The sequence below is a fragment of the Neobacillus phoenicis genome (assembly GCF_047302305.1).
Lineage (GTDB): Bacteria > Bacillota > Bacilli > Bacillales > Cytobacillaceae > Neobacillus.
This window is the reverse complement of sequence record NZ_CP154847.1, coordinates 973,457-985,548: the sequence shown is the minus strand read 5'-3', so window position 1 is coordinate 985,548 and position 12,092 is coordinate 973,457. Positions and strand designations below refer to the sequence as shown.

Below are 12,092 nucleotides of genomic sequence, written 5' to 3'. Positions count from 1 at the left end.
ATTTGTTGCATTTACAACAAAAAAATAAATCCATCCTGGGAACCCCCTGGGATGGATTTCATTGTTTCACAGCTACTTTTTAACTTTGATTTTCTTTGGGATCGTTGTCCAGTACTTGGGGTCTTCTAAGCCGAGCCGCCAAATCCCGATTCCCCGTAAGTTATATTTTTCTACAAGGTCTAATTTAAACCGTAGACTATGGCTATTCTCAAACCAGGCCTCGTGGCTATGTTTTTTTTCATCAACATAACTGAAATGAGGTGTTTGCGATTGGGAGTCCCAACTAACTTTCGCTTTATATTTTGTTTTCTGATCCATTAACTGTGGATAGGAGCTATACAGTGCTTTATTTGTTGTTGTATCCCAGTCCCATCCATAACCAGCGATACCGAGTAAAATTTTTGAGGATGGTACTTCATTTTTCAACGCATACCGAATCGTTGCTTCTGTCCAATCGACGGATGCGCTTGCCCCCGGTTTTGTTCGTGGATTGTGCTCATCGTAGGTCATAATCATTAACCCATCTGAATAGTGCCCAAGCTTTTCGTAATCAAACCACGGTGACCAGGGATTCGCACGGGAATCACCTGTGTTTGCTGGTACTGAAACGGTCACGACTTTTCCATCACGATGTAGTGCATCAGACAATTCTTTTATCATCAGACTAAAGGTATCTCGGTCCGTCAAATGTAAGTTTTCCATGTCAATATTAATCCCGTCGTAGTTAAACTGATTCATTTCATTCCGTAGGTTCTGAATGAAAACATTGCGGTTTGTATCGTTATCTAGGACATTACTCGCTACTTGCTTGCCCTTCTCCACGGTTTCATAAAAGAGATTATGTACAACCATATATACCTTCAGGTGATTTTCATGAGCACTCTGAATCACCTGTTTCTTATGTTCAGCTGTAACGGAAGCGATAAGATTCCCTGGTGTTTTATCATCAAGCTTATACCAAAAGGGGGCAATGATGCTCAAATTGGTGAATTGCGAGTCCACTGTAGGTTGTGACCCTGGATACGTTCCTTCCTGCTCTGTGTAAAAACCTAAAACTTCGCGGGGCGTTTTTTTCTTATGATGTTCCACTTTTCTTTGTACCTGATTACAGGATGACAGTAGTAATAATGCCATGATTATAAAAATGATGGTGAAAGACTGATAACCATTTTTCGCCATAGTACACCTTCTTCTTATATATATAGTTCTTAAGTTGGTAAGAAAGGGTGTAACTTATTCATGGAATGAAAGGGTTCAAAAAACGGGGACAGTCCCCCGCTGCTTTAAAGCGGCGGGGGACTGTCCCCAAACCCGCAAAGTTGCGAGGTTATAAACAAATATTGTTAAATAGAAATAGTTACTTTTAATAGAATCAGAAATTAGAGGTATTGGAGTGAATGGTATGCACAGAAGTAAGAGTCTGCACTCTTTTTTATTAAGCAAAGCCCGACAATTAACAGAGGATTGGTATAACTCGCTAGATAAAAGTGATCCAAAGGGTGTATATGCCTCAAAGGACCCAAAGGTAATTGAGAACTTAAAAAAACAAAACTATGAGTTCCATTTACATGCATGTGAAATTTTTATCCTGGAGGAATGCGAGTTCTTTACCAATTTCCAAACGTGGATAGAGAAAGTAGCACGTGATACGGAACATCAAAAAACGCCCATTCATTTTATTATTAGAGAATTTATGAGAACCCGGGAACAGTATCTGGATTTCTTAGATGAATATGTTTCACTACACAAAGAAGAAGTAACACTACAAGAAGTGAAAACGTGGAATAGATTAATCACCAAGACGTTTGATACAGTGATTCTGCGTTTTGCAGAAGAAACACACCATGCTTCCACTTCCCAACTTTTCGCACAACAAGAGCTGATCAATGAATTAAGTTCACCGGTGATCACCCTATCAAAAGATTCTGCTTTACTTCCATTAGTTGGGGACATCGATACAGCTAGAGCGAAACGAATACTTGAGTATACACTTGAACAATGCGCAAGTAAAAATGTGAACCAACTATTTATCGATTTATCGGGAGTCATCATGATTGATACCATGGTCGCTCATCAAATCTTTTTATTAATCGATGCCCTAAACCTAATTGGCGTGGAAACAACACTCTCAGGATTGCGCCCTGAAATCGCACAAACAGCCGTACAACTTGGACTCAACTTTAACAAAGTCACCATCAAATCAAACCTATCAAAAGCACTTTCGCTAGATTAAATGTGACAAACGGGGACAGTCCCCCACCGCTGTAAAGCTGTAAAGCAGCGGGGGACTGTCCCCAAAGTTTTAAAGATTCCTATCTAACAATATCCCTACTTGTTCAGCCACGACTTGCGTCTGTTCTGATAGTCCATTGGTGATCCATGCTTCTACGGTCTCTACGATGGCTGCTCCAAAAAATTTTAGAAGTAAATCCTTATTTAAGCGTTGATTTATTCCTTCGGTTACATTGACATCCCCCTCTAACTCCTCGATGACGAATTCAAGGAAGTGACTTCGAAAAGCTGAAGCTCCTTTACTCGCTAGCATGGTTGAAAAGAAGGAAGAATGACGTTCAAAGTATTCAAACCATATCAAATTTCCCTCAACGAAACTCAAATCAGCTGCCGATTCGCACAGCATCCTAAGTTGGTTAATATGTTCTTCGATGAGCTTATCCAGTAGATCGTATTTATCCAAGTAATGAAGATATATCGTCCTTCTTCCAACATTTGCCCTGTCGGCAATGTCCTGTATCGTCATTTCATCTAAATTTTTTTCAGACATCAGCTCAATAAATGCGAATGTGTAACACTGGCATGGTGCGACAAAAGACAGTTGGTTTGTGCATTTAGCCCTTACACCAGGGCCAACGGATTGGTTAGAACCGGTAGAGGACGAATGGTATACAAAATTATAATGAGAAATGCAGCCGATTTTCCAGGTGGGGGGATCGGCTTTTTTATTTCAAAAAATAGGCAGAGCAATCGTAAGGAGGCTTTCTTTTTGAAAACTTGTTGCTCCCTGTAAGAGTAATGAAAAACATTCTATTTGTGTGACAGGCGAACTGGCACTTTCGTATAATGAACATGGATGGAATACCGATCAAAATAAGGTGGTGAAGCTGGTATGAGAATAGATTTATCAGAGAAACAAATAGAGGAAATAAAACAAATAGTTCAAAACGAACTTTTGATAAAAGGAATAGAACCAACAGATGAATATCTATTTATCCACTGTTTTTCGAAAGTGCAGAAAGAAACTGTTTATTATCATCTGCTAAGAGAAAATGATACGTTGATAATCCGCTGCTATGCACGCCTGTTTGACAACTTAGGTCTGAGCCTGATAATCAGAAGCGTAGCAAAAAATGTATTTAAATATCTGGTAACCCAAACCGGATTACACAACACAATCTATATAGAAAACGGAAAAGAGGTTTAAGTTTCATCGTTTTTAGCTTTTTCGTCGGATTGGAAGTCCTTAAAAATAACTCCTGTAATAGGCCTAAATTATAAGAAATGTTTACATAAATTTCATCAGGGCTTTAAAAATGTCTTTTATAATGTTGTTAGTAAGCCATAACTTATCCTAAACAATAAAAGGAGACATTTTTTTGCAGTGGTTAGATAGTATTTTACTTATGTGGGTAAATAGAGTTTTACTTATTGGTACCGTTTTTTCGTTTGTTTTAGCGGTCGTAATTTTTAAAAAGGCATCTGACCGTGATTTGCCGTTTATTTCTTTTCTTATAGGTGTTGGCTGTATCAGCTCTTTTTTTATAGTTAATTACATAACAAGATGAATAAAGCATTAGAATACTTCGTGTTTGCATGTAAATAAGGAAAAACTCGGTAACCTCCAAGTCATTGGCGGTTTTTTTGCGTTCAATCACTACATTGAATGATTTCAGACGTCTCTTTTATAGAAAATTCATTTATTCCTACATACAAGGAATCTATACACTTCCAAATAATAGGAACTATAGACATTTTCAATCTTTCCCTCCAATTTTTCATGATCAAACAAATCGTTCCCCCTTATTCTGATTTACAAATATAAATCGTTTGATCCTAAGAAAAAGTTACAAGTATTTTTTCACCTATAAAAATAGACCGTCAATGAGGCGGTCTAAATGGTTACATAGGACAAGTTCTCAAATGAAAGTCATTTTACCTCTAATTTCTTTCTTTCAGCACATAGGAGCCGCCACGCCCATGGGATATCCCGAGTGTTTTTTGTAAATAGTAAGATAGTAAAACAATCACGTAAGGAGGGATTGTATGCAACAAAATCAACAACCTAAAGAGAATGTGGGTTCAATTATGCAACCGGCATTTGCCGGAACGGATGCACAAAAGGTAAAAGGAGAAATACAAAAAGATGTAAGCCAAGGACAAGGGGCAATTACCTCCCGAGAGGCAGGAGCCATGCGCGATTAAAAAACCACTCTGTAGTGGTTTTTTTTAAAAACAAGTTTTCTTGTATCAGAAAAAGCGATCCTTCGTTAATTGAAGCATCGCACCGTTAATGTTTTAGGATTTAGCTTTAATATGGCTTTTACTTGGTGCAAACCAACCAATTAGAGCGATAGCAAGCAATACTCCATAAAATATTAGTGTCCAAGTGGTACCGTGGGGGAAATGATGATCTAAGACACCAATATCCTCATGGGCAAGGGTAATTACTGCAAGTTTGACACCAACCCAGGCTACAATGGCATATGCTGTTGTTTCCAAAGCTGGGCGTTTTTCTAGAAGTTGCACAAACCAGGTTGCTGCAAACTTAATCAAGACAAGGCCAGCAATCCCTCCAAGAAGAACAACAATGAACTGTCCTCCATCCATACCCCCGAAATTGCCAAGCGGTGAATCTGTAAGTCCAAGGGCCAGAGCAACCGCAGCTAGAATCGAATCAATTGCAAAAGCGAGGTCAGCTAATGCAATCTTCCCTACTGTGGGCCAAAAACCTTTACCTACTGATTCCTTTTCATCGTCCTTATGAATATTCTCATTTTCTTTTCCGAACTGCGCCTTAATGACATGCTTTAATCCTAGGTATAGAAGATAAGCTGCTCCTATCGCCTGGATTTGCCAGACGTTTGCAATAAAAGAAATGAGAAAAAGTGCAGCAAATCGGAAACCAAATGCCATAACGATTCCATAATTTATAGCTCTTTTTTTCTGATCTGCGGGTAAATGTTTGGCTATCACAGCTAGTACAAGAGCGTTGTCAGCCGATAACAATCCTTCTAATCCGATTAGAATTAACAAGGTCCATGCATATTCAAGCCATAGTGAATCCATCCACTTCTCACCTTTCAAAAACAAAAATGTCATGCAAAAATTTTGTTAACAATAGAATTCCCCATTGGGCTACAGGTAAACCTACTGATTATAGGCTATTTACTTGTTAAGATTAACTTTCGTGTTTTGACATCATATATTTTATAACTAATTTCAAACATATGGTCTTTTGTAACTGTCACCTCACAATAATAAGGGATTGCCTTTCCATAGGCATCAAGTTCAGGAATATCTCTGAAGCTAAATATTTCATCTGTATCGGGCATTTCAAAGTCCGCTTCAGAAGAACGACCTGATGAATCTATTTCGATAACACATTTCCCACTGACGACATCGTATTCCTTTAGCACAACATATTTCAGGCTTGGGAGCGTAACCGCTAAAAGTAAAACACCAACTAATAAGCTTCCAAGGCTTTTACTTACATTTAAAAATGAATAGTCTCTATCACTATACATAACAATAAAGGCAATTACTGCGCCTATTACAAACAAAGCTCCAAGTATGAGCATTAAATAATAAAAGAACATTTTTTCACTTCCTATAATGATAAAACTAGTCTTGAATAAGCCTTTCAAATATGATCTCATATGACATAGGTTTCCCGTGTCCATTATATTCCAATGGCAAGACCTGTACTAATTTCCAACCCTCTGATGCATAAGCATAATGGTTTCTCTATGTTTTGGAGAAGAAAAAAATCCTCCAAGAGAAGTTTCTACAAACTTATATTCATACATACACTTCCACCTCCAAGTCACATATCTTTAATACGTTTTACCCTAAGAAATGTTTCAACTTCTTATAATGCTAAACTGCATGTTAGCTTAATAAAAATAGCCGCCAAAATGACAGCTCGATCTTCAACACAAGCACCCGCTATCTTAGATACAATAGTTCACAATCTTGCATTCTTGGATATTAAATTTTTTTCTGTAAATATTTTAAATATGTAAAAAAGCTTACTCAAAGAGTAAGCTTAACCGCTATAAACACTATCACATGTTCCAGCTTTTGGTTCATAAAAACAGTGTTCTTTAAATTGACCAGAATGAGGTTGACCGTACCAGGTTGGAGGGCATGGTGCATGTGGATTAAAGTACCAAAGCGCATATTTCCCTGGGTGTTGTCTCCAATAATCCAAATTCTGTTTGGCTAATCTTCTTTCAGAAGTTCTTGATCTTTGATAAAATACATTCCCTTTTTGAACGGCTTCAAAGGAAAAATTTCCACCTTGTACTTGATAAATAACTTGGTTTACTGTTCTTAAACCTTTAAAGTCTAAACAATTTGCAACCAGGCGATTCACAATTACATTTCCAACATATAACATTCCTTGTTTTCCTTCACCTTCGGCCTCTGCTCTCATCATCCTTGCCATTAAATCAACGTCTGAACTTCGGTAACTTACTCTAGGCATTTTTTCACCTCCAAAATATAATATGAAAAAAAGCCTACAATCATGACATTGTATTTATGGGACAGTCCCCCGCCGCTTTAAAGCGCTGGGGGACTGTCCCCACTATTGGTTCCAATAACAACCGTAGCGTCCCGTTCTGCGTCTCTAACTACTTTAGTGGCCAATCCAGAATGGGCAAAAATCTCAAAAGTTCGTGGTGCCTGCATTTCGCTGGTCTCGATCAGTAGGTGTCCTCCCGGAGCGAGCCAATCAGGGGCTTCTTTTACCACTCTTCTTAAAATGTTAAGGCCATCCTCTCCTCCGTCCAATGCCAAATGCGGTTCATAAAGACGGGCCTCCACGGGAAGCAGCTCTATTGCTTTCGTGGGAACATAAGGTACGTTAGCAACCAGTATATTGATACGTCCTTTCATCCATCGTGGCAAAGCCTTATACAAGTCACCTTCGAAAATATGACCTCCGAATGGGGTTACGTTTTTTCTGGCACATCGAATGGCGATCAGGTCGATGTCAGAACCATACAACATTATGTCTCCCATAGCAGCTGCTAAAGCAGCACCGATTGCCCCTGAACCACAACAGAGGTCAACGACGATATCACCAGAACACCCTAGGTCTTCCGCCTGGCGAACAAGAAATTCTGTACGTTTCCGAGGAACAAAAACGCCTCGCTCCACTACTATCCGAAGACCACAGAACGGTGCCCATCCAATTACGTATTCAAGTGGTATCCCCTCGACTCGCATGTCGACCTTTTGTAAGAGGCCATCTAAAGATTGTCCCTCTGTAACAAGTAACCGAGCCTCTTCTTCTGCAAAAACACATCCCGCACTCCGAAGCTTGTTGATGATCGATGTTACCGTATGGTGGTCAACTAAAAATTTTATTCCTATCACCCTTTTCCTTTTAATTTATCAATAATTTTTAAAGACATTAGGATATAAGTGTATGATCTTTTTGTTTAATAACAGAATGGACAATATGGACGGAGTCCCATTCTCCTGAGGAAAAAGACATAATCGGGTATTTTTTTGGAAACAATGTATGATTAATCTCGTCGAGTTTCTTTCCTTCATCATAAAGTTTTAAAATAGTTCCTTGCAGATCCAATAAATATTCCAGCTTTCTCTTAAGAGCTGTACGCCCATTGCTCAGATATCCTGCATGATTGCAAAACACATCATCAAACTCATAGGTTAATACTTTTTTTAATGATTCGATAATTACAGGGACATTTTCTTCTCGAAGAACAACCTTTGTCTTTTCCTGACAATAGAGGTCTCCAGTAAAAAGCTGACCTGTATCTGTATTTAAAAATGCAAGATGATCAATGGAATGCCCTGGTGTTTTGATTACCTGCCATGTGGCATGTGGTGAACGAAATGTTTCACCAATTGGTTCAGCGCGAAAGGGCCTACGCCTTCCCCAAAACAGTTGACGATATAGTGGATAATCTGCCTTCTTCATGCAGGATTCAAGCATGAGGTCATCCATGAAAAGCGGAAGCTGAAGTTCTTTCTGCAAAAATGAGGCACAGCCTGTATGATCTTCATGAAAGTGGGTGATCACTACTTGATCAATTTCATGCTGCTTAAAGAACGCCTTGAAAAACCTTTCCAGTGACTTTGCTCCAGTATCAATTAAAACACCATCAATGAAAAAGCAATGAACATTTAATTTCACACTTTGGAATGATAGGGTTCCATTCCCCATCTGCACCCCATTCACGGTCTTTTGCTCAAAATTCTTCTTCATGAACATGAACTCTTCTCCCAACCTATTACAAAGTTATAAAAATATATTCATAATATTCAAATTATAACAGTCACAAAAGTAGAAGTACACTCGTTAGCAAATGCCTTCTTGAAATAGGGACAGTCCCCAAACTCTATATGTATACTTCTTACCCAATACCATAAAATAATCACACAATAGGAAATAAAAGAAATGGTGCATAAATTGGGGGTTTTCCTTTTGGGGATTTTTAATAAAAAACCGAAGACTGAATCCTTAACGGTCGCTGAGGTATCTGCTCTTTGGCTTCAATATATGGGCGACAGCATGGCCATCTGTATGTACAAATATTTTCTTACAATTGTTGAAAATAAAGACATAAAGGAAATTGTAAAAATATCCTTACAATTATCTGAGACCCACATCACGAAAATCAAGGAATTCCTGAAAGCTGCTCGTTTCCAGGTCCCCATTGGGTTCACAGAGGCGGACGTCAATCTGAATGCCCCGCGTCTGTTTTCTGATCAATTTATCCTTTTTTACTCTTATATAATGAGCCTACACGGATTACCTGCGTATAGCTTAGCGATTACAACACTAGAGCGACAAGACCTTCAAAATTACTTTTTCGAATGTACGAGACAGACGAATGAGTTGTTCCAAAAAATCCAGCAACTGGCCAAAGATCAACCGAAATTTTCTAGCGTTCCCTCCATTCCATCGCCTCATGGACCTGAGTTTTTTGAATCAACAGGAATCATAGATAATTTAATCGGGGACAAAAGACCACTAATTAGTTCCGAAATCAGTACCCTTTTCTTTAATTCAAAGAAAACTGGCTTTATTAGGTCGTTAAGTATTGCTTTTAGTCAGGTCGCAAAATCGGAAGACGTTCGAAATTTTATGATAAAAAACGTAAAATTAGCGGGGAAAGATGCGGACAGCTTTGACGCGATCTTACTACAAGATCATCTACCCATACCCGAGAAATGGGATGTAGAGATTACAGATTCAACGATCAGTCCATTTTCGGACAAATTGATGATGTTTCACGCAGCGTTCTTAGTTAATGCAGCTCTTTCCTATTATGGGGCAGCATTGGGTTCCAGCTTACGGTCGGATATCATGTTAAACTACTACAAAGTATTCACTCATGCCATGGAGGCCGGCACCTTCTGTTACACCATCCTCGTGAAACACGGCTGGTTGGAAAAACAACCCGAAACCATTGATAGAAAATCCTTGGCCAAGAAATCATAGTGAAAATGGGGACTGTCCCCAAAGAGTATCTTATTTAACGGCAACAATCGTAAACTCCCAAGGAATATTTTCATTGTTCCAACCACGATGTTCATCAAATTTTTTCAATGTAAAGCCAGATAAGATGACAGAGTTAATAATTTCGCTTAGGGTATACGCCCTAACAGAAACTTCCGGAAAATCCTGTTGTTCCTTTTCATCAAAGAAATTTTTATATGCAATATCACCAGTATGCAATTCTTTATCAAAATAATTAAGTTTTATTTGATATTGGAATAGAAGTTCAGGACTTTTAACAATACATTTTCCAAAAGGATGAAAATCACTTAGAATCATTATTCCTCCTTCTTTGAGTAGCGAAAGAAGGAGCCTCATCAATTGGTCTAAATCATTAAAATAGTGCAGGATTCCGCCTTCTAAAAATAGAATATCAAAGTGATTTCTATACTTGGATATGTCTATATCATAAACATCAGTGACAATATAATCGATAATCGCATCTGCATACGCTGCTAATTCAAGGGCGTATTTTTTATTTTCCTCTGAAATATCAAATACAGTAACATCTGCACCTAAAAGGGATAACGGAACAGCCTTTCTTCCATTTGAACCACAAAGATTCGCAATCTTTTTTCCTTCTATGTTATCAAAATAGATTTTATGTTTTTTTAAATGTGCTTCCGGGTTACCTAAAATCTGCTTGGCCAAGTTTTTTGGTGTCCCAAATCTTTTGGTCCAAAATTCATACGCTCTATGCTCCCACGCTTTTTTATTTTGAGCACTCTGTTTATTCATCTTTTCTTGTCCTCCATTAAAACTTTGACTCTTTATTTTTCGAATTATTATAGGAAAATCCTGCTCCTCTAATAAAGGGACAGTCCCCATTTCATGTTGTTGGTAGTTACACCCTGAGAAGCATCCTTATGGTCTTTTTTAAAAAAAAAATTCCGAGCCAGAATTTAAAGGATTACCCCTGAAAAATCCCCTTTTAAAACCTCTTTTTCATTCTGATTTTTACATAAGAAAGACGCCATAATAGCCGTTCTGTTATTCTCTTGCCTTTCATATTTTTCTATTGTCACTTCACAAATGATGGTATCGCCCGTAAACACAGGCCTCAAAAACTCAAAATTCATATTGCGGGCTAGTACGTTATGATCGCCACCTACTTTTGTCGGTAAAGTTGCCGTCAACAACCCTTGCACGACAAGCCTTCCCTGTTCATCTGGAGTAATATGATGAATCCCCTCATCACCTGATACCTCTGTAAATAACTCCACATCCCTTACCGTAAACGTCCGCACAAAGATAATGATATCTCCTACTTTTAATGCCATAACAATCTCCCCCATGAAGATATAGTGATAAATAACAACCCCAAATTAGTCTTTAAAGGATAAGCCACTTTTCTTCAAAGCCGCCCTAAGTTTAGGCAACGAAGCTGGACCCATCCCATGAAACTGCAAAATTTCCTTTTCACTATAGGTGGATAGCTTCTCTAAAGTAGTCACCTCATTGTTTTCCAAGGCTCGTCTTGCCGGTGCTGATAGCAATGCAAGAAACCCACTTTCAGGTTTGCGCCCCTTCTCACAAATCGGACAGGTTGGACAATCGCTACTCTTATAATAGGTATGGCCTTTGCTGCAAACCTTTTGATTCTTATTCGGATTGGTCATATAAGATGTCTCCTTAACTTTGACATTTGCTACTTATTCCTTCCATTACTGGAGAACTGGAGAAACCATGGTTGAACCCTAACCTTATTTAGGATTCAACTTTGGATTTACATTTCCTTCTTTAAATTATTACGTTTTACCATTTATTCAAACTAGCTTATCCTTTATTCTCTACACATACTAGTCAAAATTCGTAAACATTCCCTATGTGCTATACTATTCAAACGATTAATTAAAAACGCTAGAAACCGCTATATTACCGCTTTCCTCCCGGAACAGAGCCAAAAATATTGTCGCTTAATCTTTCAAACTCCCCCTACAACTCTCCAAAATAAGTTAAATTTCTTGGGAAATGACATTATTCGATCTCCTTCCCCATTTTCGATCCTAATCAAACGATTAATTAATAAAGGGCTAAACATAAATATAGTAAGCATTTCTCCTGTTAAACCACCAAAAAGAGTGTCGAAAATTACCTAATTAAAAGGGACAGGCACCAGATTGTTTACTCGTCATTTTAGATAATTTACTCGTCTAAATTCATGATTTACTCGTCAACTTCACAACTTTACTCGTCATTTTTCCCATTTACTCGCCAATCACACAACTACTCCCACTGTTAAGCAATTCTTAAGGAAAGATTAATATAATACTTTCCGATAAAAATGTCATAAAATGGACAATACATATTCAATGTCTTT

The 12,092-nt window shown here is 38.1% G+C and carries 16 protein-coding genes and 1 pseudogene; 6 read left to right on the top strand and 11 right to left on the bottom strand.

Going from position 1 to position 12,092, the window contains the following annotated elements:
• Positions 1-72 precede the first annotated feature (72 nt).
• Entirely contained in the window at positions 73-1,179 is a 1,107-nt protein-coding gene (locus tag AA0X95_RS05210) for a glycosyl hydrolase family 18 protein (protein WP_413306154.1), read from the bottom strand.
• Between the two features lie 223 nt (positions 1,180-1,402).
• Between AA0X95_RS05210 and AA0X95_RS05205 the strand changes: the two genes are divergently transcribed.
• Positions 1,403-2,233 (top strand): STAS domain-containing protein, encoded by an 831-nt coding sequence (locus tag AA0X95_RS05205; protein ID WP_413306151.1) that lies wholly within the window; start codon positions 1,403-1,405, stop codon positions 2,231-2,233.
• Positions 2,234-2,302: 69 nt separating this feature from the next.
• On the opposite strand, the gene AA0X95_RS05200 is transcribed toward AA0X95_RS05205, so the two are convergent.
• A complete protein-coding gene (locus AA0X95_RS05200; protein ID WP_413306148.1) occupies positions 2,303-2,782 on the bottom strand; it encodes a TetR/AcrR family transcriptional regulator in 480 nt (159 codons plus the stop codon).
• Between the two features lie 25 nt (positions 2,783-2,807).
• Between AA0X95_RS05200 and AA0X95_RS05195 the strand changes: the two are divergent.
• The 4 genes and pseudogenes from AA0X95_RS05195 to AA0X95_RS05180 form a co-directional block, all read left to right on the top strand.
• Positions 2,808-2,915: pseudogene (locus AA0X95_RS05195) on the top strand (cupin domain-containing protein); the annotation flags it as partial.
• A 209-nt stretch (positions 2,916-3,124) separates the two neighbouring features.
• Positions 3,125-3,439, top strand: coding sequence for a hypothetical protein (locus tag AA0X95_RS05190; RefSeq protein WP_413306146.1), 315 nt, complete (start codon positions 3,125-3,127; stop codon positions 3,437-3,439).
• A 172-nt stretch (positions 3,440-3,611) separates the two neighbouring features.
• A complete protein-coding gene (locus AA0X95_RS05185; protein ID WP_413306144.1) occupies positions 3,612-3,800 on the top strand; it encodes a hypothetical protein in 189 nt (62 codons plus the stop codon).
• A gap of 478 nt (positions 3,801-4,278) precedes the next feature.
• Entirely contained in the window at positions 4,279-4,437 is a 159-nt protein-coding gene (locus tag AA0X95_RS05180) for a hypothetical protein (RefSeq protein ID WP_413306142.1), read from the top strand.
• Between the two features lie 93 nt (positions 4,438-4,530).
• Here the strand turns inward: AA0X95_RS05180 and AA0X95_RS05175 are convergent, their stop codons facing one another.
• The 6 genes from AA0X95_RS05175 to AA0X95_RS05150 all read right to left on the bottom strand — a co-directional run bounded on the left by AA0X95_RS05175 (position 4,531) and on the right by AA0X95_RS05150 (position 8,482).
• Entirely contained in the window at positions 4,531-5,301 is a 771-nt protein-coding gene (locus AA0X95_RS05175; RefSeq protein WP_413306139.1) for a TerC family protein, read from the bottom strand.
• A 95-nt stretch (positions 5,302-5,396) separates the two neighbouring features.
• The gene (locus tag AA0X95_RS05170; protein ID WP_413306137.1) at positions 5,397-5,879 is read right to left on the bottom strand and encodes a hypothetical protein; all 483 of its coding nucleotides are present in this window, start codon (positions 5,877-5,879) and stop codon (positions 5,397-5,399) included.
• Positions 5,857-5,925, bottom strand: coding sequence for a hypothetical protein (locus AA0X95_RS05165; protein ID WP_413309858.1), 69 nt, complete (start codon positions 5,923-5,925; stop codon positions 5,857-5,859). Before AA0X95_RS05165 ends, AA0X95_RS05170 begins: the two co-directional genes overlap by 23 nt.
• A 355-nt stretch (positions 5,926-6,280) precedes the next feature.
• Positions 6,281-6,721 (bottom strand): cell wall hydrolase, encoded by a 441-nt coding sequence (locus AA0X95_RS05160; protein ID WP_413306134.1) that lies wholly within the window; start codon positions 6,719-6,721, stop codon positions 6,281-6,283.
• Between the two features lie 77 nt (positions 6,722-6,798).
• A complete protein-coding gene (locus tag AA0X95_RS05155) occupies positions 6,799-7,608 on the bottom strand; it encodes a putative protein N(5)-glutamine methyltransferase (RefSeq protein ID WP_413309856.1) in 810 nt (269 codons plus the stop codon).
• A gap of 46 nt (positions 7,609-7,654) precedes the next feature.
• Positions 7,655-8,482 (bottom strand): MBL fold metallo-hydrolase, encoded by an 828-nt coding sequence (locus tag AA0X95_RS05150; RefSeq protein WP_413306132.1) that lies wholly within the window; start codon positions 8,480-8,482, stop codon positions 7,655-7,657.
• A gap of 213 nt (positions 8,483-8,695) precedes the next feature.
• On the opposite strand from AA0X95_RS05150, the gene AA0X95_RS05145 reads away from it, so the two are divergent.
• On the top strand, positions 8,696-9,715 hold the full coding sequence (locus AA0X95_RS05145; RefSeq protein ID WP_413306129.1) for a DUF3231 family protein: 1,020 nt from the start codon (positions 8,696-8,698) through the stop codon (positions 9,713-9,715).
• Between the two features lie 30 nt (positions 9,716-9,745).
• On the opposite strand, the gene AA0X95_RS05140 is transcribed toward AA0X95_RS05145, so the two are convergent.
• From AA0X95_RS05140 to AA0X95_RS05130, 3 genes are all read right to left on the bottom strand, one after another.
• Positions 9,746-10,510, bottom strand: a complete 765-nt coding sequence (locus AA0X95_RS05140; RefSeq protein WP_413306126.1) for a class I SAM-dependent methyltransferase — start codon at positions 10,508-10,510, stop codon at positions 9,746-9,748.
• Between the two features lie 164 nt (positions 10,511-10,674).
• On the bottom strand, positions 10,675-11,052 hold the full coding sequence (locus tag AA0X95_RS05135) for a hotdog domain-containing protein (protein ID WP_413306124.1): 378 nt from the start codon (positions 11,050-11,052) through the stop codon (positions 10,675-10,677).
• A gap of 45 nt (positions 11,053-11,097) precedes the next feature.
• Positions 11,098-11,391, bottom strand: coding sequence for an RNA polymerase alpha subunit C-terminal domain-containing protein (locus AA0X95_RS05130; RefSeq protein WP_413306122.1), 294 nt, complete (start codon positions 11,389-11,391; stop codon positions 11,098-11,100).
• Between the last annotated feature and the right edge of the window lie 701 nt (positions 11,392-12,092).